22 protein-coding genes and 3 pseudogenes are annotated in these 22897 nt (G+C 59.0%); 9 read left to right on the forward strand and 16 right to left on the reverse strand.

What is annotated here, in order from left to right:
* The first annotated feature begins 10 nt into the window (after positions 1-10).
* Positions 11-2515, forward strand: a complete 2505-nt coding sequence (locus AB4N84_RS25005) for a phosphoketolase family protein (protein WP_460043704.1) — start codon at positions 11-13, stop codon at positions 2513-2515.
* Positions 2516-2552: 37 nt separating this feature from the next.
* Here AB4N84_RS25005 and AB4N84_RS25010 read toward each other — a convergent pair whose 3' ends face one another.
* Genes AB4N84_RS25010 through AB4N84_RS25040 form a run of 7 tightly spaced genes read right to left on the reverse strand, consistent with a single transcriptional unit; the run spans position 2553 to position 8891 of the window.
* On the reverse strand, positions 2553-3953 hold the full coding sequence (locus AB4N84_RS25010) for an ATP-binding protein (RefSeq protein WP_460043705.1): 1401 nt from the start codon (positions 3951-3953) through the stop codon (positions 2553-2555).
* The gene (locus tag AB4N84_RS25015) at positions 3950-4612 is read right to left on the reverse strand and encodes a response regulator (protein ID WP_074751006.1); all 663 of its coding nucleotides are present in this window, start codon (positions 4610-4612) and stop codon (positions 3950-3952) included. Before AB4N84_RS25015 ends, AB4N84_RS25010 begins: the two co-directional genes overlap by 4 nt.
* A gap of 10 nt (positions 4613-4622) precedes the next feature.
* Positions 4623-5264 (reverse strand): tetratricopeptide repeat protein, encoded by a 642-nt coding sequence (locus AB4N84_RS25020; protein WP_460043706.1) that lies wholly within the window; start codon positions 5262-5264, stop codon positions 4623-4625.
* Entirely contained in the window at positions 5261-6070 is an 810-nt protein-coding gene (locus tag AB4N84_RS25025; protein WP_074751002.1) for an SDR family oxidoreductase, read from the reverse strand. The genes AB4N84_RS25020 and AB4N84_RS25025 overlap by 4 nt, the downstream gene beginning before the upstream one ends.
* Complete coding sequence (locus AB4N84_RS25030) at positions 6057-6746, reverse strand: TenA family transcriptional regulator (RefSeq protein WP_074751000.1); 690 nt, start codon at positions 6744-6746, stop codon at positions 6057-6059. Before AB4N84_RS25030 ends, AB4N84_RS25025 begins: the two co-directional genes overlap by 14 nt.
* Positions 6743-8224, reverse strand: coding sequence for an AMP-binding protein (locus AB4N84_RS25035; RefSeq protein ID WP_460043707.1), 1482 nt, complete (start codon positions 8222-8224; stop codon positions 6743-6745). Before AB4N84_RS25035 ends, AB4N84_RS25030 begins: the two co-directional genes overlap by 4 nt.
* A complete protein-coding gene (locus tag AB4N84_RS25040; protein WP_460043708.1) occupies positions 8214-8891 on the reverse strand; it encodes a thermostable hemolysin in 678 nt (225 codons plus the stop codon). Before AB4N84_RS25040 ends, AB4N84_RS25035 begins: the two co-directional genes overlap by 11 nt.
* Positions 8892-9067: 176 nt before the next feature.
* On the opposite strand from AB4N84_RS25040, the gene AB4N84_RS25045 reads away from it, so the two are divergent.
* Positions 9068-9604 (forward strand): cytochrome b, encoded by a 537-nt coding sequence (locus AB4N84_RS25045; RefSeq protein WP_074750995.1) that lies wholly within the window; start codon positions 9068-9070, stop codon positions 9602-9604.
* A gap of 80 nt (positions 9605-9684) precedes the next feature.
* Here the strand turns inward: AB4N84_RS25045 and AB4N84_RS25050 are convergent, their stop codons facing one another.
* The 3 genes from AB4N84_RS25050 to galB are packed head-to-tail and all read right to left on the reverse strand — an operon-like array spanning position 9685 to position 12224.
* Positions 9685-10767, reverse strand: a complete 1083-nt coding sequence (locus AB4N84_RS25050; protein WP_460043709.1) for a 4-oxalomesaconate tautomerase — start codon at positions 10765-10767, stop codon at positions 9685-9687.
* A gap of 3 nt (positions 10768-10770) precedes the next feature.
* Positions 10771-11487 (reverse strand): 4-carboxy-4-hydroxy-2-oxoadipate aldolase/oxaloacetate decarboxylase, encoded by a 717-nt coding sequence (locus AB4N84_RS25055; protein WP_460043711.1) that lies wholly within the window; start codon positions 11485-11487, stop codon positions 10771-10773.
* A complete protein-coding gene (gene galB, locus AB4N84_RS25060) occupies positions 11484-12224 on the reverse strand; it encodes a 4-oxalmesaconate hydratase (RefSeq protein WP_460043712.1) in 741 nt (246 codons plus the stop codon). Before galB ends, AB4N84_RS25055 begins: the two co-directional genes overlap by 4 nt.
* A gap of 116 nt (positions 12225-12340) precedes the next feature.
* Between galB and AB4N84_RS25065 the strand changes: the two genes are divergently transcribed.
* Positions 12341-13579 carry a LysR family transcriptional regulator gene (locus AB4N84_RS25065; protein WP_460043713.1) on the forward strand — a complete coding sequence of 413 codons (1239 nt, stop codon included), beginning with the start codon at positions 12341-12343 and terminating at the stop codon, positions 13577-13579.
* Positions 13580-13722: 143 nt separating this feature from the next.
* Here the strand turns inward: AB4N84_RS25065 and AB4N84_RS25070 are convergent, their stop codons facing one another.
* A complete protein-coding gene (locus AB4N84_RS25070; RefSeq protein ID WP_460043714.1) occupies positions 13723-15033 on the reverse strand; it encodes an MFS transporter in 1311 nt (436 codons plus the stop codon).
* A 218-nt stretch (positions 15034-15251) separates the two neighbouring features.
* Between AB4N84_RS25070 and AB4N84_RS25075 the strand changes: the two are divergent.
* From AB4N84_RS25075 to AB4N84_RS25085, 3 genes and pseudogenes are all read left to right on the forward strand, one after another.
* Positions 15252-15551: pseudogene (locus AB4N84_RS25075) on the forward strand (Rieske 2Fe-2S domain-containing protein); the annotation flags it as partial.
* A gap of 13 nt (positions 15552-15564) precedes the next feature.
* Positions 15565-15999, forward strand: a pseudogene (locus tag AB4N84_RS25080) (SDR family oxidoreductase); the annotation flags it as partial.
* Between the two features lie 146 nt (positions 16000-16145).
* The gene (locus tag AB4N84_RS25085; protein WP_460043715.1) at positions 16146-16706 is read left to right on the forward strand and encodes a carboxymuconolactone decarboxylase family protein; all 561 of its coding nucleotides are present in this window, start codon (positions 16146-16148) and stop codon (positions 16704-16706) included.
* Between the two features lie 72 nt (positions 16707-16778).
* Here the strand turns inward: AB4N84_RS25085 and AB4N84_RS25090 are convergent, their stop codons facing one another.
* The 4 genes from AB4N84_RS25090 to AB4N84_RS25105 all read right to left on the reverse strand — a co-directional run bounded on the left by AB4N84_RS25090 (position 16779) and on the right by AB4N84_RS25105 (position 19172).
* Positions 16779-17225, reverse strand: a complete 447-nt coding sequence (locus AB4N84_RS25090; protein ID WP_074750991.1) for a PAS domain-containing protein — start codon at positions 17223-17225, stop codon at positions 16779-16781.
* A 33-nt stretch (positions 17226-17258) separates the two neighbouring features.
* Complete coding sequence (locus AB4N84_RS25095; RefSeq protein WP_460043716.1) at positions 17259-17969, reverse strand: SDR family oxidoreductase; 711 nt, start codon at positions 17967-17969, stop codon at positions 17259-17261.
* A gap of 36 nt (positions 17970-18005) precedes the next feature.
* Complete coding sequence (folE, locus tag AB4N84_RS25100; protein ID WP_074750987.1) at positions 18006-18566, reverse strand: GTP cyclohydrolase I FolE; 561 nt, start codon at positions 18564-18566, stop codon at positions 18006-18008.
* A gap of 141 nt (positions 18567-18707) precedes the next feature.
* Positions 18708-19172: a thiol-disulfide oxidoreductase DCC family protein gene (locus AB4N84_RS25105; RefSeq protein WP_460043717.1), complete on the reverse strand. Its 465-nt coding sequence runs from the start codon at positions 19170-19172 to the stop codon at positions 18708-18710.
* 593 nt (positions 19173-19765) lie between these two features.
* On the opposite strand from AB4N84_RS25105, the gene AB4N84_RS25110 reads away from it, so the two are divergent.
* Positions 19766-20014 (forward strand): hypothetical protein, encoded by a 249-nt coding sequence (locus AB4N84_RS25110; RefSeq protein WP_460043718.1) that lies wholly within the window; start codon positions 19766-19768, stop codon positions 20012-20014.
* A gap of 69 nt (positions 20015-20083) precedes the next feature.
* On the opposite strand, the gene AB4N84_RS25115 is transcribed toward AB4N84_RS25110, so the two are convergent.
* Positions 20084-20896, reverse strand: a complete 813-nt coding sequence (locus tag AB4N84_RS25115) for a DUF1206 domain-containing protein (RefSeq protein ID WP_460043719.1) — start codon at positions 20894-20896, stop codon at positions 20084-20086.
* Between the two features lie 92 nt (positions 20897-20988).
* Here AB4N84_RS25115 and AB4N84_RS25120 point away from each other — a divergent pair.
* Both AB4N84_RS25120 and AB4N84_RS25125 read left to right on the forward strand, forming a co-directional pair.
* Positions 20989-21171, forward strand: a pseudogene (locus tag AB4N84_RS25120) (IS5/IS1182 family transposase); the annotation flags it as partial.
* A gap of 55 nt (positions 21172-21226) precedes the next feature.
* Positions 21227-22432, forward strand: coding sequence for an MFS transporter (locus AB4N84_RS25125; protein ID WP_460043720.1), 1206 nt, complete (start codon positions 21227-21229; stop codon positions 22430-22432).
* Positions 22433-22897 lie beyond the last annotated feature (465 nt).

Below are 22897 nucleotides of genomic sequence, written 5' to 3' on the forward strand. Positions count from 1 at the left end.
CGGAGTTGCCATGTATCGTTTCAATGCTCTGCTATCCAGTGCCGATCGCACCGAAACCACAGCGCCGGTTCCGCCAACCGCTCCTGAAAACGTGGGGCCTCTCAATGCCGAAAGGCTCGCATGCCTGCATCGCTATTGGAGCGCCGCCAACTATTTATGCGTTGGTCAGATTTATCTGAAAGCCAATGCCTTACTGCGCGAGCCGCTTCGCGCCGAGCACATCAAGCCGCGTCTGCTGGGCCATTGGGGGACATCAGTCGGGCAGAACTTCATTTATGTGCATGTCAACCGCCTGATCACCGAACGTGGCGTCGAGACGGTCTTCATTTCCGGCCCCGGCCACGGCGGCCCCGCAATGAATGCCTGTGCATGGCTCGAAGGGACTTACAGCGAAGTCCACCCGAGCATTACCCGCGATGAAGTCGGCATGCTCCGGCTGTTTCGCAGCTTTTCGACCCCCGGCGGCATTCCCAGCCACTGCGGGCCGCACACCCCGAATTCGCTGCACGAAGGCGGGGAGCTGGGGTATTCGCTGATGCATGCGTTCGGCGCGGCCTTCGATAATCCGGACCTGTTGGTCGCCTGTGTCATTGGTGACGGTGAAGCCGAGACCTGCCCATTGGAGGGCAGTTGGAAAAGCGTTCATTTTCTCGATCCGAGGCGCGACGGTGCGGTGTTACCGATACTGCACCTCAATGGCTACAAGATCTCGGGGCCCACGGTAGAAGCCCGCCTGTCCCACGAAGACTTGATTGACCTCTATCGCGGTCGCGGGTATCAGCCCGTTGTCGTGGCCGGGGATGACCTGCCGGGCATGCACCAACGCTTCGCGGCGGCGCTCGATGCCTGCCACGACACCATCCGGCAGATACAGCGAGACGCCAGAGAACGAGGCGTGCCCGTCCGGGCACGCTGGCCATTGATTATCCTGCGAAGTCCCAAGGGCTGGACCGGGCCAAAGGTGGTCGATGGGCTGCCCGTGGAGGGCACCTTTCGCGCACATCAGGTGCCGCTCGCCACGGTGGTGAGCAACCCGGAGCATCTGCAGCAGCTTGAAGCGTGGATGCGCAGTTACGCGCCGCAATCGCTGTTTGACGAACGCGGAACGCTGCGACAGGAGCTACAGGCGCTGACTCCTCCAGCGGCGTTGCGCATGGGGGCTGTGGCCAGTGTCAATGGCGGTCGTCGGCTGGTTGCGCTGGATCTCCCCGACATTGCCGACTACGGTCTTGAGGTTCCACAGCCCGGGGAGGTGATTGCAGAGGCGCCGCGCAAGCTGGGTGAATATCTACGGGACGTCATGCGCAACAATCCGTACAACTTCAGGGTATTCGGGCCAGACGAAACCAACTCCAATCGGCTCAACGCCGTGTTCGACGCCAGCGACCGAACCGCTGCCGGTCCTTGCCTTGAGGTCGACGATCACCTGGCCGCCGATGGCCGAGTCATGGAGGTACTCAGCGAACATCTGTGCGAGGGCTGGCTGGAAGGGTATCTGCTGACGGGGCGGCACGGGATGTGGTCCACCTATGAAGCCTTCGCCCAGACGGTTGATTCGATGGTCACCCAACACGCCAAATGGCTGCAGCAGAGCAGGGAATTCGCCTGGAGACGACCGCTGGCATCACTGAATATCCTCCTGACCAGCCACGCCTGGCGCAACGATCACAACGGATTCAGTCATCAGTCCACCGGCTTCGTCGACAATGTGTTGCAACGGCGATCCGACGTGATCCGCGTGTATTACCCGCCGGATTCCAACTGTCTGGTCAACGTCTTCGACCATTGCCTGCGCAGCCGCAACTGCATAAACGTGATCACGTGCGGTAAACAACCCGACTTTCAATGGCTCAGCCCACACCAGGCGCGGGAGCACTGCTCGCGCGGCGCCTCGATATGGCCGTTCGCGAGCAATGACCAGAATCAGCTTCCCGACGTGGTACTGGCCTGCGCAGGGGATGTCCCTACCACCGAAGCCGTAGCCGCGAGCTGGCTGTTGCAAAAGCACGTTCCCGGCATCCGGGTCAGGCTCGTCAACGTGGTCGACCTGGGCGTGCTCAGCGCACCGCAGGTACGACCCCATGGTTTTGACACTGCATCGTTCGAAGCGCTTTTTACGGCCCAGGCGCCGGTGATGTTTGCCTTCCACGGTTCGACCTGGGTGATTCATTCGATGGTCCATGGGCGTGCGAACGAGGCGCGCTTTCACGTGCGCGGTTTCAGTGATCGCGGCACCACGACAACGCCGTTCGACATGGTGGTACTGAACACGATGAGCCGGTATCAACTGGCGATCGATGCACTCTCCCACATCCCGCGTTTGCGAGAAGAGGCAGCGCAGGCGGTGATTTTTTTCGAAGCACAACTGCGTCGACATCACGTCTGGATCCGCGAGCACTTTGAGGACCTGCCCGAAATCCGTAACTGGCAATGGACCTCCGATTTCTCTGAGTCACAGCAACCGCCGCCCCTGGCGAGAGGTCACGTGAAACGCCAGCCGTTCACCGATGCCTGAGCACAGCGCCAAGGCATTGATCTCGTCCACATCCCGATCAGATGATCGCAGGTGTAGCCGGATCATCATTGTGTGCGGCCAGTGGGATGTCCATGACGGCACGCAGTCCATGGGGCGACACATTCTCGAGGCGGATTTCGCCGCCCAGACGCACGGCCACGGCCTGCACGATGGTCAGGCCCAGTCCAACGCCCTGATCGTTGGCACGGCTGTAAAAACGTTCGAAAAGTCTCTCACGTTCTGCTTCGTCGATACCCGGCCCCTGGTCGGTGACGGCGAGCTGGAAACGCTTTGCGGAGAACTGGAGCGTGATCGTGATCTGTCCTCCCGATGGCGAAAAATTCACCGCATTGGTCACCAGGTTTTGCAAGGCAATGTCGATGGCGGAGACGTCGGTTTTGAGGACGTACGCTTGCTCGCTGCATTCAAAGGAGAGTTCCAGGCCTCGGCTTAACACCCAGGGTGTCAGCTGCACCAGGCTGTCACGGACGGTTTTGACCAGGTCGGTGCGCGTCGTCGGCAGCCCTGCGTTGGGTTCCAGCCGTGCAATGGTCAACAGCTGGTTGACCAGCCGGGTGGTGCGGTCAACGCCGACAATCAGATAATTCAGAGACTCCCGCCGCTGCGCGTCGTTGTGGGCTTCCAGCACGTTTTGCGCATGCACGCGCAACACGGCCAAGGGTGTGCGCATTTCGTGGGCGGCATCGGCAATGAACCGCCGTTCACGGCTCAGGACGTCCTGAATTTGCCCTAACAAGCGGTTAAGCGCGGCTTGCATCGGTTCGAGTTCGCTGGGCAGAGGCGCCAGTTGCAGCGGCTCCAGCGAACCGGGATGTCGGCCGCGCAAGATCGTCGCGAGGTTGGCAAGCGGCTTGAGGCCCCAGCCGATTGCCAGCCAGATGGCAGCCATCAGCAGCAGGCTTCCCATCAGGTTAGGCAGTACCGTGTGCCGCACAATGCGATTGACCAGGTCCGAACGCACATCGTCACGTTCTCCGACCCAGATGAGCAGATTGTGCTGCTCGTCCTTGAGGACGAACGTACGCCACTGATGTTTGCCCAGGTCATCGATATCACTGAACCCGGTGTACTGCGGGGCATGGGTGAGCGTAGGCGCGCTGGGCGTGTGGACCAGCAGATTGCCCTGCAGATCCCACACCTGAAAGGCGATTTTGCTCTCGTAGGGATGCCCGTCGACCTTGGGGTCCGCCTGTCCCAGTGCCTGGTTGAACGCCTGGTACAGTTGCGCATGCTCCTGGCGAGCGAGCGGCATGCGCATCACACCCTGCAGCAACCTGGCGTTGGTCGCGAGCTGAGCGTCGTAGACCTCGGCGATTTCGTGATTGCTGTCGTGGACGTTGACCAAGGTCAGGATCAGCAATCCAGCGATCACCAGGCCAAGGATGATGGTCAGCGTGCGTCGGCGGATCGAGGTCAAGGACGGTCCTCCACCAGGTAACCCACTCCGCGAACGGTGCGAATCAGCTCCGTAGAGAACTTCTTGCGCAAGTGATGAATGTGCACCTCCAGCGTATTGCTCTCGGCTTCTTCATTCCAGCCGTACAGCAGCTGGATCAGCCGCTCGCGGGTCATCACCCGTCCCGGTGGCGACAGGAGTTCATACAGCAGCTGATACTCCTTGGGCGTGAGAGACACCGGTTCGTTATGGTAAGTCACCTGTTGAGTCGTCGGATCCAGACTGATGCCCGCATGTTCGATCATCACCCGCGCGCGACCGGCACTGCGCCGCAGCAACGCCCTCAACCTTGCCTTGAGTTCGGACAGGTCAAACGGCTTGATCAGGTAGTCGTCAGCGCCTGCGTCCAGGCCGGCGATGCGGTCTTCGGTGGCATCGCGAGCGGTCAGAATCAGCACGGGCAGGGCCGATCCGCTTTCGCGCAGGCGTTTCAACACCGTCAACCCGTCCAGCTTGGGCAAGCCGAGGTCAAGAATCGCCAGATCGAATCCTTCGCTCAGCAACGCATGCAACGCGCTCGCTCCGTCTTTGACCCAGTCGACGGTGTAACCCTCACGGCTCAAAGCCTGGTGAATGCCTTCGCCCAATGCAACATCGTCTTCGATCAACAGCAAACGCATGAACGCTCCGTTATTTCAGTTTTTTGTTCACGTCGACCAGCAATAGCTGAATGTCCTTGCGTCGTCCACTGTCCGCCACTTCACGGCCTGGGCGGGGCGCTGCTTGCAAGGCCTTGTCCAACGCCTCCTTGGCTTGAGCATAGTGCCCTTGGCGAAACAGATGATCGCCCCAGAAGTACAGCGGGTCTATGCCATTGGGGTTGATTTTCAAGGCTTGTTCCAACAGTGCCTGTGCTTTGTCTGCATCGCCGAAGCCGATGGGCCAGCCGGGCACACGATCGTACAACGCCGCCAGGCTTGCATACGCCGAACCCTGCAAGGCATTGGGGTCCAGGGTCATGGCTTTTTCCAGGTCGGCCTTGGCCTGCTTGACCTTGCTCAGCGCGCCGAGACCACCTTGGGCACCTGCCCAACTGCTGGTGACAATCCCTGACCAGATCCAGGCTTCAGCCGCATTGGGGCGTTGCTGGGTGAAGGAGGATGATTCGGATGCCAGTTTCTCGAACGCTGCCACGCGCTGGTCTTCAGGCAACTGGTACTGGATGTGAGCCCATTGCTGTTGAATGGAAGACAGACGTTGCTGGTCGGGTGCATCCAGTGCCCAGGCAGGCACGCTGAGAAGTGCAAACAGCACAAGCAGTATTTTTTTCATGGTTTGGGTTTCTCTTCAAAAGGCGTATTGCTGAGCTTGCGGATCAGCGGCAGGTGCTTGCGCAACGAACGATCCACGACCGTAGGCAGAAGGCCGTTGAGTCGCACGAAGAATCGTTCCGGCCAGCCCAGATACAGTTCGCGCTGGTTGCCCACGATGGCGCTGACGACGGCAGCGGCGACGGTCTGCGGATCGTCTTCGTTGCTTTTAAGGGCGGTGTTCAGGGCGCGTGCCGCGGGGCTGTTCATTGTCGTGCGGGTGGCGCGCGGGGCGACGTAAAGCACCCCGACGCGCGTGTCCGCCAACTCACGGCGCAACGCCTCGGAAAACCCGCGCAAGGCAAACTTGCTGGCGCAGTAGGTCGCGTACCCGGCGTAGCCGATCGAGCCAAAGGTCGAGCCGACATTGACGACCATGGCCCGTTGCGCATTGCGCAGCATCGGCAGCATCAACCCGGTGAGCAAAATGGGCGCGTGCAGGTTGATGTTGAGCATCGCGTCGATTTCACGGCCCGGCAGTTGTTCCAGCATGGCGAAATGATTAACACCGGCGGCATTGATCAGCAGGTTGATGCCTTCCATGGCCTGCGCCGTCATCAGCACGTGCTGACGGCCCTCGTGGGTCGTCAGGTCGGCTTTCACCCAATGCAGCAGATGCGGGTATTGCGCTTGCAAGGGCATCAGCGGCTCTCGATGACGAGAGACCGCCAGCACTTCCGCGCCATGGCTGCACAGCGCTTCGGCAATGGCCATGCCGATACCGCCGCTGGCACCGGTCAGGACCACGCGGGCTTCAGAGAGACGCATGAGTGGATTCCTTTTCAGGTTCGGTCGCCGCCGTCGGCAATTGCCTGAACATCTCGGTGTACAGCCCGTACACCACTTTGGAAGCCTTGATCACCGCCGCCTGGTCGTCCGGGTCTTCCAGGCGGTCCATCAATTTGCGATAGGTTTCCATGTGCCCGACGTCGAGGCTGCCGTGGGAGCTGAGGTAACTGAACGCGGTGGGTGGAAGGCCGAGGCGTTGCTGAATGCTCCCAGCGGCGTGTGTCGCCAGCGCAATGCTGGTGCCTTCCAGCACGTTGACCATGCCGAACAGTCCCACGGGATTACCCCGGGCGATCAGGTCGTAGAGATAGGCGACCATCAACTCGATGGGCAGGCCTGGCGCACCGTCACGCACTGCTTCGGCATCCGCACCGCAGGCCCGCAGGTCGTTGAGAACCCACTGCTCATGCCCGTATTCGTCGTCGATGTATTCGCAGACAGCACCACGCAGCCACTCAAGCCGCGAGGGCAGCCGTGCGCCGCAGGCCATCATCAAGGGCACGGTGTGGCGAACGTGGTAATAGGCTTGAGTCAAAAATGCACGGTAACTCTCAAGCGTGACTTGCCCGAACAGCGCCTGATGAATGATGGGCAGGTTGAACAGCGTCTCGCGTTCGATACGTGTTTCGTCTTGCAGCGTCTGGAAAAAACTCATGATTGAACGTCCTCGGCTCGCGTGGGCTCGATGAAGTGGTGTCGGTAATGCGCCAGGATGGCGTCGCGTTTCGGTCGGCCGTTCGCGGTGGCCATCCCGTTGCCCGCGGTGAACGGCTGCTCAAGCCGTGTCCAGCTGTGAACACGGGCGTAGTCGGGCAGGGCTTGATTCGCGTGGGCGACGGCGTCGGCGATCTGCAGGTCGGTGGTCTCCGGACGGGCAGGCCAGAGCAAGGCGTGGTTGTGGGCCATTGCCTCGCCGTAGACGAACGCCTGGCCAATCCGGCCGCGTTGTGTCAGTTCGGCCTCCACCCATTCGGGGTTGACGTTGCGTCCATAACTGGTGACGAACTGGTGTTTTTTGCGGCCATAGAGGTAGAGATAACCATTGGCGTCGAACTCACCGAGGTCGCCGCTCGGCCACCACTCTGGAACGCCATCGGTGTCGCCCAGGTAGCCGAGCATGCCGGCGCCTGCGATCAGGACTTCGCCGTCTTCTGCCAGGCGTATCTGCACATGGGGGAGCGGCTTGCCCACGCTGCCGGGGTGATGCGCTCCAGGGCGGTTCAGCGCCACCACCGATGCACACTCGGAAAGTCCGTAGCCTTCGTAAACAGGAATGCCCACCGACTCGGCACGCAGTAACAATTCATGGGTGACCTTGGCGCCGCCCACGGCGATGAATCGCAACTCACTGGCGTCGAAGGCTCCGATCTCACAGGCGCTGACCAACAGCAACAGCAGTTGCGGCACCAGAATCATGCTCTGCGGATTTCGCGTTTTCAGGGTTGAAAGCAGGCGCGGTAAATCCACGCCGCTGGCGCCCTGAATGCCCACTTCGCGCTGACTAGGCACACTCAGCATGGCGCCAGCGTACAGCGCGGCGTAGCAGCCGATATTTTCCAGCAGGATGGCCAGAGGCAGCAACGACAGGTGATGACGAGGTTGTTGCGATTGACTGGCGCGATAAAGCTCGCGGGCGACCGACAATACGCTGTGTGCGCTCAGACAGACGCCCTTGGGCGTGCCGGTGGTGCCCGACGTGAAGGTTAATTTCGCGGTGCCCACGGGCAGAGGCGAGGGCTGGCGGACCTGTCGCACCCAGAACCCTTCATAGCTCCTGAACCCCACTTGCTCCAGTTCAGTTTCATAATGCGCTTCGGCAATCACCAGGTCTGCCTGGCTTTGCTCAAGGCAATGAAGCCGCTGAGCGGCGCTGAAGAAAGGGGGCAGGGCAAGACACGCGAGCCCTTCGAACAGGATCGCCAGGTCCCAGATCAGCATGTCCGGACCGTTCTCGAGGGCTATCGCAACCACCTTGGCGTCGAGGTCTTTAAGCACCTGCTGACGCAACCGGATCTCGGCATCCAGTTCGGCATAGTCGAGCTTGAGGTCATCGCCCCACAGGGCGTAGGCATGGGGCTGCTCAATGGCGAGGTCGGAAATTCGCAGGCGAAACGCGGTCAGTTCAGGCGACATGGCAGGTCTGCTCCAGGGTCAGGGGAAGGCCGAATCGCTCGAACACGCCGCTATGACTCAAATGCAGGAAGCCTGAGCGGATATCCCCGACGTGCACGTGGGGTTGGGTGTCGTAGTAATTGCCCCACGCATGTCGCTCCTCGCCCAGGCGCATCGGATCGGCCGGGCATAAGGTGACGGGGCGCAGGCCAAGACGGTTGAAGCTGTTGACCAACCCGGCATTGCCCGTGAACGCCACCCATTCCAGACCGCCCATCGCCAATAGCCAGGTGACCGTAATGATGCTCAACCGCGCGCTTCCCAGTGTGCTCGCGGCCAGGTTGCCCACCTCGACAATGGCTTGGCGATCGACCGGTCTGGCGGCGTGTCCTTCTATGGCCCGTTCGATCGGCTCATCCAGGTAGTGCTCCAGAAACAACGGTCCGGACATCGCTTTGCGCACACCCGCCACCGCACATAGCGTACCCGCCTCATCATTGAGCCCGAACAGTTCCGGCATGAAGTGGCTGATTTCGGCGTTATGGGCTTTGTGAAAGCGCTCATGGATAAAGGCCTCGAACTCCGCGCGCAGTGGCTCCTGAACCAACGCGCGGTTAAGCGACAGTGTGGGTGCCGCGGCGTTGCCGAAGCTAAACGGTAAACAGATGTTCCAATCCAGACCCTGCATGGGCGAGGCTCCTCCCCAGTGGCGAATGGTAGGAAGTATCAACGCCGATTCTTAATGAAGTCTGAAGGTGAGAAAAAAATGAATGTCCCGGGCACCTTCAGATTTCCTTAAGGCAACTGCTGCACATTCCGCACGCCTTCAAGGCCTTTCTGCGACCTAACTGACGAGTACCCGGCATGAATCCATCATCCCCACGCTACGCGAAGCTCTCGATGTATCTGCACTGGTTAATGCTGGCACTGTTTGTCGGCGTGTACGCGTGCATCGAGCTCAAAGGCCTGGCGCCTCGCGGAAGCACCCTGCGCTCAGCGGCGCTGGGCTTTCACGGCCTGTTCGGTCTTTCCATCTTTGCACTGGTGTGGATTCGCCTGCTGGGCAGGCTGATGAACAAGGCACCCGCCATCAGCCCGACGCCGCCGGCCTGGCAGACCGGGGTATCGCACGCGATGCACGCAGCGCTCTATGGACTGATGATCGTCACGCCCGTCCTGGCGTGGTTGATGTTGGCAGCGGGAGGGAAACCGATGCCTTATTTCGAGTTCTTCATGCCTGCGCCCATCGCCCTGGATCCCGCCCTGGCCAAGCAGATCAAGGGATGGCACGAGTGGCTGGGCAATCTGGGCTACTGGCTGATTGGACTGCATGCCGCTGCCGGGTTGTTCCATCACTACTACGTCCGGGACAACACCCTCAGGCGCATGCTGCCGCGCTAGGCGTGGTCAGGCGTACCTCCACTTTGAACGTATGCGGTTGTCTGTGCAGAGCAGAAGCACTCAAGGCTTCGAGCCGGGCTTCATCTCAGGACGCGCCACGCCGTTGCGGGAATATGCACGACACCGTCGAAAATCAGTCGGGCGGTTCGCACCAGCCCGCAGCCGATGACCCGCCCGAGATGCATGCGCAGCTGCACGCTGAACTCGCCAGTGGGGTGTTCGACGGATAATTGCTGTGTGTTCGCCAAAGAGACGTTCGCCAAGCCGTCTGTCACCGCTCCCTTGATCAGGCAGGCCGAGGCGACGCTGACGGCACCGAACACGCCAATAGACGTATGGCATTTGTGGGGAATAAAGCTGCGGCTGCAAACGGCACCGCCCTTGACGGGCGGCGCGACGAGAACCACTTTCGGGATGGTGCGCTGGCTGACGTCGCCGAGATTCATCAGCACGCCAGCCTGCAATCGGATCGATTCTATTCTGTGCTTGAGGTCGGGATTGGCATCCAGGTCACTGCAACCTTCATAGCCTGTACAACCCAAGTCGTTCGCGCGAATGATCACCACGGGCATGCCGTTGTCGATACAGGTCACTTCAACGCCGTCGATATGGTCAGACGTACTTCCCGTCGGCAACAGAGCTCCGCAAGTGGAGCCGGCAATTTCCTCGAATTCGACGACGACGGCCGCGGCAGTGCCTGGCACACCGTCGATGCTGACATCGCCGGTGTAGCGCACCTTGCCTTCGGGGGTTTCGACAATGGTCGTCGCCGTCTGACCGGTATTTTCCATGTAGATCCTGATCGAGGTTTTGTCTCCCTGAGCAGTGACCAAACCTCGCTCAACCGCAAACGGACCCACACCCGCCAGAATGTTCCCGCAGTTCTGGCCGTAATCCACACGAGGCTCGTTGACCACAACCTGAGCGAACAGGTAGTCGACATCAGTGCCGGAGCGACTGGACTTTCTGATGATGCCGACTTTGCTAGTCAATGAGTCTGCACCACCCAAGCCGTCGATTTGCCGTGGGTCCGGCGAACCCATCGCGGCCAGCAGGACCCGATCGCGGAGCTCACCCTCGGCAGGTAAATCATCTGCGAGAAAATACGCGGCCTTCGATGTGCCACCGCGCATCAACAGGCAAGGAATACGAGACGGCACCACGGGTCAATCCTCCACGTCTTCCAGTCGGTCGAAATACCTCAGTCCCTTTTCCTGCAACCGCGCGCGCATGGCATATATATCAAGACCCAGTTCGCCTGCGGCCAGACGCAGGCGTTTCTGTTCCTCAAGGTCGGCGCGCTTGCGACTGGCCTCGATCACGCGCTGTAGCTCATCGTGCCGTACCACGACAACGCCGTCATCATCGGCCAGCACGACATCGCCAGGATTGACCAGTTGGTCGGCACACAGCACCGGAATATTGACCGAGCCTAACGTTTCTTTGATCGTGCCTTGCGCATGGATCGCACGGGACCAGACAGGGAACCCCATTTCCCGCAGCGTCGCGGTGTCGCGAACCCCGGCGTCGAGGATCAACCCGCGGACCCCGCGAGCCTGAAGGGACGTGGCGAGCAGATCACCGAAATAACCATCGGTGCACGGCGAGGTGGGTGCAACCACCAGGATATCGCCCGGTCGGGCCTGTTCGACAGCCACATGGAACATCCAGTTATCGCCCGGCGCCACCATGACCGTCACCGCCGAGCCACTCACAACGACGCCTTGCTGGATCGGGCGGATGCCGGAAGCGAGCAGCCCCTTGCGGCCCTGTGCTTCATGAACCGTCGCCACGCCATAGCGCGCGAGCTCGTCGATCAGCTGGCTGTCGGCGCGATTGATGTTACGCACGACGATGCCGGTTTTGCCTACCAGGCTGCTCATCCCAGATTCTCCGTCACGCGTGGGAATATGCTCTGGTAACCCTCGCCGTACACGATGTCCCGAGTGGCGGTAATGCCGATGTTGCGCTTGGCCTGAACGCCACGCTGCAGTGCCACCCTTGTGTAATACTCCCACAAGTGTTCCTGACCGGCCATGCACTGGATCCCTGCGTACTTCTTGTCCCATACGGACGTGATGTCCAGCAGCACGTCCGGCCGCCATTCGCACTGTTCGGGTTGATGCGGCTCGAAACTGTAGACGGGTGGGGCGCCCACGATCTTCTCGCCCGGTTTGTAGCCTTCGGCCTGGGCAATGATGCGTGCTTCCTGGGTCAGGTTAACCGCCAGCGGATGATCGTAGTTATAAGGGTCCTTGAGGGAGTGACTGAGAACGAACTCCGGTTGCACGCGGCGGAAGATATCTGCAAGACGGTACAGGGTTTCGTTGTCAGCGCGCATCGGGTAATCGCCGATGTCGAAGAACTCAACACTTGCGCCGAGGATATCCGCCGCTGCCTGAGCCTCCTGACGACGCGCAGTCTTGACCGTGTCCTCATCCATGTGGGGGCCTTTTCGCCAGAGCTTGGCCGACTCACCGCGTTCACCGAATGAAAGGCATACGATATGCATGTCGTAACCCTGGGCTGCATGCAGTGCGATCGCGCCACCTGCGCGCCATACGAAATCTGCCGAATGTGCGCTGACGACCAGACCGCTTTTTTTGATGGGGTGATTCATGGTGGGACGACTCCCTTGTTGGTTTCCATGAATCCTGACAGGCTTGCCTTGGCGGGAGTAATGCGTAAGGCTTGGGCACGCATACCTTTTATTTATAAGAAGGCTTTGAAGCACCCATGGCAACATCACCGTTACTGCACCTGATGCAGGTTCGTGCGTTCATTCGGATTGCAGAGCACGGCAGCGTGTCACGAGCCTCAGATGCGCTGCTGCGGGCACAGTCGGTGGTGACGCGATCCATCCGTGACCTTGAGGCCAGTCTCGATGTCCCTTTGTTCGAACGACACGCCAGTGGCATGTTGCTGACGCCTTATGGCAAGGCCATCCTGCCGAGGGCGAGGAGGGTGATGACCGAGCTGGAATCGATTCCCGCCATGCTCGGTCATGCGCCCCACGAACCGCTCTACCTGCTGCACACCCGTCGGCTGCAGATCTTCGTCAAGCTTTGCGAAACCCAGCACATGCAAACGGTGGCGCGCTCGTTCGACCTCACCCAGCCCGCCATCAGCGCTGCGCTCAAAGTCCTTGAGGACGGCGCAGGCAAGACCCTGTTCGAGCGAACCGCGCGGGGTTTGCAGCCTACACGTGCCAGCCAGGAGATCCTCTATCCTGTGCGACGCGCCCTGAATGACTTACGCCATATCCGGGCGGATGTCGCCGCCATCAAAGGTTCGTTGCAGGGACTGGTAACGGTCGGCGCGCTGCCGTTGGGGCGCACGCGAATCCTGCCGGAGGCGATCGTGCGCCTCGTTGCCGACCACCCTCATGTTCAGGTGGCGACCAATGAAAGCCCTTTCAATTTATTGGCGCTGGAGTTGCGCGCGGGCGATGTGGATTTTGTTTTTGGCGCCCTCAGGGCTCAGGACTACGCCACCGACCTGCACGGGGAAAAGCTGTTGACAGAAGAGATGGTAATCCTCGGCAGAAGAGGTCATCCATGGCTGGAGCGCAGTCTCACGATGGATGACCTGGCGACCGCCCGATGGGTCATGCCGCGCGCGGACACGCCTGCTCGCTTGCTCCTCGATGCCCATTTCGCGAAGCTGAATCGAGCCCCACCCGAACCGGTGGTTGAAACCGGTGACATGGCGATCATCAGGGGATTGCTGATGCGTTCGGACATGTTGGCGATCGTGTCAGAGCATCAGTTGGAATATGAGCTGGCCTCGGGTGAGCTGCAGCGTCTGAACCTGCAGCTGGAGCAGACCCATCGAGCCATTGGCCTGATTTACCGTACCCACGGCTTGCATTCACCGGCTGCGCAGGCGCTCATCGAAAAAATACGAGAGGTCGCACATGACGTTGCCAGCAGGGTTCATGAAGAGGTGCCGGGTGGTTTGCCCGCCACCGAATAGGTGACCTGCTGGTTCCGGGGCTTCTGAAACGCCTCCAGGGTGAGCCCCTTCGATGATTCGCGCCATGTTCATGTCTGCACAAGGACCGGTTAAATGAGTTGAACCGGTCGTGCGGTCAAAAAAGGTCGCCTGAGCGTTGTGGATCAGGCGTGGGGTTGAGTGCTCACCGCCTGCTGTTCTGCCCCAGCAGATGTTGCCTGCCGATCCACCTCTGCATAAAGCGAATCGGCTGCGCTGAGATCCGCCCCGGTCGCATCAGGCAGGGACAACGCGGCAATGAACCCGATTAGGTACGACCCGATTGCAAACGAACCCATCGCCACGGAGAGGCTCATGTGCACCGATGCAAACCCGACCGCCGCCGGCATGATCGAACCGAATCCCCGGCCAAAGCTTGTGCAGAAACCGGCCCCATTGGCCCGCATGCGCGTGGGATAAAGCTCGGAGAACGTCAGCGGTAGCCCTGATGCCAGCCCGCCCTGAAAGGCGCCGAGCAACAAACCGAGCGCAAGAATCAGATTCATGCTGACGTCGGCGAACATGTAGACGGAAACCACCAACCCCTGGCATACGAGAAACAACATGAACGCTCTGCCGCGACCGATACGGTCACTGATCAGACCGTAGATAAAGGGCCCCAGCAAGGACCCTACGATGTTGACCGCCAGATAGCCTGAGGTGGAGGCGATCGGCAAGTTCAGCACCGTACGCATATAAGTCGGCAGCCAAGTGATCATGATGTAAGCGCCGCCGAATATCCCGCTGGCCAATATCGTGCTGATGATCGTGACGCGACGATGTTCGCCAGAGAATATCGCACGGACGTCTACGCCTTTGCGGCGAGTTTGTGTCTGGGTGAAGGCCGCAGATTCCGGCACCAGGCGCCGAATGAACCAGATCAGAAGGGCAGGAAGCAAGCCGATGGCAAAGAACGCTCGCCAGGCAATCTCTTGTGGCAGGAAATTGAACAGCACGGGCATCGTCGCCAGTGAGATCGCGTAACCGACGGCGTAACCGCTCTGTACGGAGGCGGCGACCCGACCACGCAACGCGGGCTTGATGGCTTCACTGATCAGTACCGCACCGACGACGGCCTCACCGCCGTAGCCAATGCCCTGCAGGAAACGGACAGGCAAGAACGTCCAGAACCCCGTGCAAAAAGCGCCCATGCAGGTGAACACGGCGACCCAGAGCACCGTGCCTTGCATGACGCGGATGCGACCGTAGCGGTCGGCGAGCATGCCAGCTCCCCAGCCGCCCAGGGCGCTGCCGATCAACGATACGGAACCTAGCAAGCCCGCGTCGGATTTGCTCAAACTCAGCACCGTCATAAGGACCGGCATCATCAGCGCAAAGATCGTCGCGTCCATCGAGTCCAGTGTGAATCCGCCGAAGCACGCCCAGTAGGTACGTTTTTCGGTAGATGAGAGATCGGAATACCATCCCAGTCGCATACCTTTACCTTTATTTTTATAGCCAGGAGCGGTGAGGATACTGAGGTTGCCCGGCAGGGCTTGCGCGAAATGTTTATCCAGCCCCCCAAATTATTTATAGGGCGTTTTGATTAACTCGCATTGCGTCTCGCGGGATCAACGCTGCCAGTTTCTTGAGCCAGCCACCATCAGCGAGACAGCTTTGCGCTGGGCGGATAGCGATTTGCAGCAGGCGGATAATGAGCGGCCGTTTATCCACTCAGGATGACCCCGCCACCGGCGTGTTCCGCTTCCGACGCGACATTTTCACCGACGCCGAACTCTTCGCGCTGGAGATGAATCATATTTTCGAAGGTGGTTGGGTTTACCTGGCGCATGAAAGCCAGGTGCCTGAAATCAAGGACCACTTCCCCATGTACATCGGTCGCCAGCCGGTGGTCATCACCCGCGACAAGCAGGGCGACGTGCACGGCCTGGTCAACGCCTGCGCGCACCTTGGCGCTATGCTGTGCCGCCGCAAGCAGGGCAACAAATGCTCCTTATGAGCGTTGCCTGACACTGAGGGCGAACCTTGAGCTGCAAGCCGAATGCGCGCGTGTCATGGCGACGGCCGACCAGCGTTTCGGGCGCATCGACATCCTGATCAATAATGTGGGCGGGACGATCTGGGCCAAACCCCTCGAGCATTACGTGGAAAACCAGATCGAGGCGGAAATCCGTCGCTCCTTGTTCCCCACCCTGTGGTGCTGCCACAGCGTATTGCCCTATATGCTCAAACAAGGAAGCGGTGCCATCGTCACCGAGGCCCAGAGTGAGCAGGAGCAGGTGTGGTACCAGAAAATCGTTGATCAGAAGATCGACAGCACTTTGATGAAGCGCTACGGGACGATCGACGAGCAAGCAAGCGCGATCCTCTTCCTGGCCTCCGACGAAGCGTCGTATATCACCGGCGTGACGTTGCCGGTGGGAGGTGGCGACCTGGGCTGACTCGAACGTACGGCCGGGCCTTGGCGTTGCACGCGCTTGCGCTCTGGCGAGGGTGCCTTGTTCCGGTTTACCCTGAGCAGGTCATGAATCAGTGCGCTGGCGACGTCCTCGATAGCGTTAACGACCGGCTTGGGAAAAGAGAACACATGGACATTCAGTCGCGCCTCACACCCTTGCAGCCCGATCAGATGAGCGAAGATCAACAGCGCGTGCTGGCTGAAATTCTGGAGGGGCCTCGCGGTAACCTGGACGGTCCTTTCCTCGCGTGGATTCACAGCCCGGCGCTGGCTGACCATGCCCAGCGACTGGGTGCGTTCTGCCGCTACGGAACCGCGTTGGAATTACGGCTGACTGAACTCGCCATCCTGACGACCGCCGCCTGGTGGCGCTCCCAGGCGGAGTGGCAGATTCATGAGCCCATTGCCAGGCGTGCGGGCGTTTGCGACAGCGTGATCGAGGCGCTCAGGCAGCAACTGACGCCGACGTTTACACGTCCGGATGAGCAGTGCGTTTACGAGATCGGGCAGTCGCTGTATCAAACCCGACGTGTGGATAACGCGCTCTACGATCAGGGCGTCGCGCTCTTTGGCGAGCCTGCCATGGTCGAACTGATCGGCGTCTATGGGTATTACTCGCTGGTTGCGATGACGCTCAATGCCTTTGACGTGCGGCGAGATCCTGATACGCCATTGCCATTTGATGAGTAGGGGGCTGCGAGCGGTGCCACTGTCGACAGGGGCCGGCCGGGACCGGCGTATTGGTAGCTGACACAGAGAGGCTTAGCGCTTCGATTGAGCCAGTTGTTCCTTTAACGCTGCAACTTCAGCCTCGAGTTCGCGCACTCGCTCGCGAGCCTCGACCTCGACGCTCACATCCCTCTGAATGCCGATGTAATAGGTCAACTGATCTGCGGCGTTGAACACCGGGGTTATCGAGAGCTCATTCCAGAAACCGCTGCCATCCTTGCGATAGTTGCGGATGATTTGCCGACAGGGTTGATGGTTTTTTATGGCCTCGCGGATGAGCGTCAGACCACTTTGGTCACGGTCATCACGTTGCAGAAAACGACAGTCTTGATAAAGGATGTCGTCATTGCTGTAGCCCGTCAGCTGTTCGAACGCGGGATTGGCATAGATAAGGATGTTTTCTTCGCCTTCCTGCTCGGCAACCACGATGCCATCGCTGGATGCTTCCACCATCAGTTGCAAAAGTTCTGCATTTATCATGTTCAGTGTTCCTGAGGAATGTCACATCAGTGCCTACCAGGGTAGGCGCTCTCCGTTATAGGCAAAGAAACGGCCACTGTCGGCAGGCGTCAGACCGTCGATCAGCGATAACAACTCACGGGCAGCAATACGTGCCGGCCGGGCGCCTGAGGCCCCCCGAAAGGGCTGCGACAGGCCCGAAATCACGGTGCCTGGATGAAGGCTCAATAAACGGGTCTGTGGTCGCGTTCGCGCCAGCTCGATGGCAGCTGTTTTAATCAGCATGTTCAACGCGGCCTTGGAGGAGCGATAGGCATACCAGCCGCCCAGACGGTTATCACCGATACTGCCCACCTTGGCGGAGAGCATCGCCATGGCCCCGCTGCGATCAAGCAGCGGCAGAAAGTGGCGCAAAACCAACGCGGGCCCCAGGGTGTTGACCTGGAATACCGCCTGCATGGCATCGGCCTCAATCGCCGCGTAACTTTTTTCAGGCTTGATGCCGTCGCGATGCAGGAGCCCTGCGGCATGCACAATCAATTGATAAGGCCCTTCCTCAGCCAGCTCGGCAGCCGCTTGGGCGATGCTGTCGGGTTGTTCAAGATCCAGGGCTGGAATGGTGCTGCGCCCCAGTTGACGAACACCGGCACAGCGCGGATCGTCATTGAGCCACTCACAAAACGCCGAGCCGAGCGCTCCGCTGCCGCCGATCACCAAGGCACGGTAATCGTCACCAAGGGAACTCATCGTAAAGGAACCGTTCATCTGGACTCTCCCGCCGATAGCCTCGATCCGTTTGCTTTAGCTGAGTCGCCCGATCAGCTGGAGAAACTCGTGACGCGTCGCCGAGGACTCGCGGAATGCGCCCAGCATCACCGATGAAGTCATCACCGAATTCTGTTTCTCGACGCCCCGCATCATCATGCACATATGCTTTGCCTCAATGACCACCGCCACGCCGGCGGCGTCGGTTATCCGCTGAATGGCGTCCGCGATCTGCCTGGTCAGGTTTTCCTGAATCTGCAGGCGGCGGGCGAACATATCGACCACTCGAGCGACCTTGGACAGGCCCAGCACCCTGCCAGTCGGGATATACGCGACATGGGCCTTGCCGATGAAGGGCAGCATGTGATGCTCACATAAGGAATACAGCTCAATGTCACGCACGATCACCATTTCATCGCTTTGGGATTCGAACAGTGCGCCGTTTATGATTTCCTCCAGATTCAACGAGTAGCCATTGCACAGGTACTGCATCGCTTTGGCTGCGCGCTTGGGCGTGTCCAGAAGGCCTTCACGGTCCGGGTTCTCGCCTACGCCGACTAAAATTTCACGGTAGTGTTCGGCTAATGGTAGGTTCATTTTGATACCTCGCAGCCATGCTGCGCTAAATGTGGCTTGATCGTTGGGAGTAGGGGATGCGTACTTCGCACCCGATAACACAGGGTTCGCGGGACGACCTATGGCGCGGGCTCCTCTGCGCCAGTGTCGAAGCGAAGCGTTCTAGTTCTGCTTAGTTTTCAGGCCGGGCGCCTCCTTCGGTGAAGGTTTGGATTCCGGTACCGCGCACCGGTTATCGACACAGCGGCGGCCTCCATCCGGATGAGGTAACCACGCCAAAGCGGGACGCAGCCGGCAGAAAAGGCGATACCCGACTTCAAGCAGCGGACGGAGTGCTCGCCATGTCAGTGGCGTAGCCCAAAAACCCAAACCCGCGGCTCGCCAGCTCCATAGCGTGGCATCCAGCCCGGTCACCCAGTGCCCATCGGCGAAACGGGCATGCAACAACGACTGCATCTGCCCGAACGTGAACCCAAGTGTGGTCGCGTCGAATTCACCGGTGCTGATGTCAACGAAAAGCAGGCGCTGCGCTGCAGCCTGTCGGCGAAGAAGCCTGATTTCGCGAGCGCAGAGCGGGCAATCGCCGTCAAAGTACAGCGTCAGCGGCCACTTCACTTTGTTGTACATCAGTCACGGCCTTGTATAGGTTTTGTACAAGATAGGCTGAAAGAAACAGGCTGACAATGGGCTGCATTCTTTTTAGGCAACCGTCAGATCGATCAGACGCGTATAGAAGGAGAGGGCTGCTGGATTCTGCCTCTTGAGCAATGATCGGAAGCCCTGGTCTTCGCCTTCGCTCCAGGACTTGACGCTCATTTGTCGGCACCGGGAAAGATTCACCGAACGACGCCACGTTTCCAGCTTCGAACCCATACGTCGCAACCCTTTTTGCGACCCTGGGAGTCAAATGATGAAAAGTAAGTCAGAGCTGGAAGGTGGGTCCGGTAACGGGGCGTCAATAGCACCGCTGGAGCCAGGGCGACCTGATGTGATGCCCAATCCCCCTGAGCATGCGCCTGAACACGAGGATCCCATGGAGGAGGGTGACAAGGCGGAGACCGAGGACGATTAAGCAGTGTTGAGGTAGCGTTGAAACCGGTGCGGGCACCTGAGACGAGGGCAAGGCGTCAGAAAGTTTGAACCGCTTCTTCGTGTGCTCGCCTAATGATCAGCTTGTGGATAATCCACTGGCGATGTGCCGATAGCGGCATACCCGAGGGGTGATGAACGTGGCTAAAGACGAAAAGAAATCCAAAGAAAGTCCTTCAAAAGCCAGCAAAGAGCTAAAAGACAAAAAGACGTCACCAGCAAAAAAATCAGCAGCGGCGTCAGCGCTTGCGAAATCTTCTGAGAAGAAAGACAAGAAAAAAGACGCTGAGCCGAAGAAGTCTGCCAAAAAGGCGGATAGCAATCCTGAAAAGACATCGAAATCAGGCAAAGCAGACAAGCCCGCGAAAAAGAAGAAGTGACATCTGCTGGTCGCTAGGGCTCACGCCCTAGCTATTCAATGCATCCAGCTCAATGCATCCAGTGAAGACTCACTGTCCACATACGCCTGGTATTTGCATATTGATCTTCCGCCAGAAGGCTTCGGAAAAACTGTAAACCGAAAAAGCAATCAACCCAAAGGCCATCGTCATCAAAGCCAGCCATCCAGCCGGAAGATTCTGGAGTGCGTCCAGAGCCTCCTTCATACCGGGCGGGTCCATGGCTTGATAAGCAGAACCGCTGACCGCCAGCAGCACCGCAATCTCTATAAAAACCACGCCCCGGGCAATCAGTCCAAACCGTGATACCGGGCGAACGTATCGCATGACGTCTTCGTCGGCCTCAAAGTATTTCTCAAACGATGCCTTCCAGCCTTTGATGATGTGAGCAATTCCAACGCCCAATGGAATAAGAGCGATCAAGTACACCAGTAAGTTGGAGTATTCCCAAGACAACAGATGCGCCAGCCAATCCTTGGTTTTTCCTCCAGAACTGCCCGAGCTTTTAATACCGCTCACCAGCAGGCCTAACGCAAAAAATGCCAGAGCACCGTTCACCAGACCTCCCGCAAGCAGGCCAGTGCGAATGGTCAAACCTTTAAGATCTTTGCCGTGATGGTCGACATCACGCGTCGCTTGCAGCACACGCCAGGCCGCAAACGCGAGCAAGCCCGCCACCACGAGCCCCACTAAAAAATAACCAAACGGCTGTGCCAGCAAGGCTTCCAGACTTCTGTGGCTGTCTTTGGGTTTTGTCGAATCCTGGGCGGCCAGCAATGCGAAGATCCCGATGATCAGGTAAAGCATTCCTCGGGCGGCGTACCCGCCCCGGGCAAGTATCACAAGGTTCTGTTGCGTGGACATTGGACGTATTCCGAAAGTAATACAGCAGCAGACCCCTTTGGCCTAAAGGGGTTCGGTCCTTGACTCGAAGTTCGCCTATCCCACGAGTTGCAACGCCGGCATATCAGCGCTCTCGCCATGAACGTAAAAAGGTCGAAATGTTGTTTGCCCACCTCAAGCGCATCCTGAAATTGGATCGCCTGCAGCGACGTGGCATGAGTGGCGCCAAGGATGAATTCACGCTGGTTGAAACGCCGGCCGTCGAACATGAGCATCAGTTAGGAAGACGAAGCTGAATGTTTAACGATATGCTCCTTGGCTTCGATGCAGCCACCGTAGGAATAGACGCAGATGCTCGCGGTCTTCAAACATTATCCGTATTCGGTCAATTTGCTACTGCTGTCGTCTTTGTTCCTGACAATGGGGCGCGCCATTACCTTGCCCTACATGGTTATTTATTTGTCCTCCAACTTCACGTTGGGAGTCAGTGATATCGGTCTGGTAGTGGGCAGCGCCATGCTCGTTGGCTCGCTGCTCAGCGTGTACGGCGGCTACCTGACTGACAAAGTGTCCAGTTATCGATTGATCCTGAGTTTTACGGGGTTCTTTACTCTGGGCTTCATCGGGATGTGCGTCACTGCGCACCTTTGGATGTTTTTCCTGTTTCTGGTGGCATTCAATTTTGCTTATTCGGTAATCGATATTGTTGTGAAGGCGGCGTTCGGCAAACTGCTGCCAGAAGCCGAGCGTGGCAAAGTGTTTTCGGTGCGCTACTCACTGATCAATATCGGCTATGCGGTGGGGCCATTCATTGGCGCTGGGTTCGCGCACATGGATATGAAATTGCCATTCCTCATATCAGCGGCGCTGGGCTTGGGTACCTTTCTGACTTATATGATCTGGGGCGACAGAACGCTCAGCCCCACTGACCGGGCCAGTCTGCCTATCTCCTTCGTTTCTGTGGGGCGCACCCTGCTAAAGGATCATCGTCTGGTCTGCTTCACTGTTGGTGGCGCGCTAAGCGCCGTGGCGTTCGGCCAGTTTACCGGCTATATCTCGCAATACCTTGTGACTACAAGCACGCCGGAATTCACCTATCAAGTCATCAGTGCAGTGGTAGCCGTGAACGCGACGGTGGTGATCTGCCTGCAGTACCTGGTTGGCAAACGCATCACCAACGAGCATCTGAATCGATGGTTGACCGCAGGCTTCAGCCTGTTTCTGCTGGGGGTCGTCGGATTTGCGCTGTCCACCAGCGTCTGGCATTGGGCGTTGGCAGTAGGGATATTCACCGTGGGTGAAGTCATTGTTTTCCCCGCCGAGTACATGTTCATCGATCGCATCGCGCCCGAGCACTTGCGGGGCATGTATTACGGTGCGCAAAACCTGTCGAGCCTTGGGGGCGCTCTGGGCCCGGTATTGTGCGGATTTGCATTGGCATCGCAGCCGCCGCAGTTCATGTTCTACATGCTCGCCGCCTTTATCGTGGCAGGTGGGTGTTTTTACTTGATGGGCGCCTCTTTTTCCAACCGCCATGACTATGGCCGCATTGATTAACGGTTGATGGCGAAGCGCGCGACGGGGGCGTCCGGGAGTAGGGCTCTGCTCATTCGGTAATGAACATCCTTTGGCCGGAACAGACCGTATCAAGGGGACGAAGGCATTACTCAAGCAAAACAAGCCTGACGGCTTTGCCTGCGTCAGTTGCGCCTGGGCCAAGCCCGGTGAACCCATGCATTGAACCTGATTTCTTTCACCGGCATTCCCTGAGCGAGTTACGCAACTGGAGCGATCACGACCTTGAGCATTACGGTCGGCTTACCCGCGATGCGTTGCGACCCGAATTCAGGCCGATACGTAGCCACGACCTGGGAAGAGGCCTTCGTCGGAGTGGGTGATTGTCTGCGCAGACTTTCACCGGACGACCTGTCATATCATTTAACATAATATACATTATACGTAACAACGTATTACAGACTGGGGCGGTTGCCGTGCCGGATTTGAACGCAGCCTCGGTCCTCG

This window comes from Pseudomonas sp. S2_H01 (assembly GCF_054668305.1).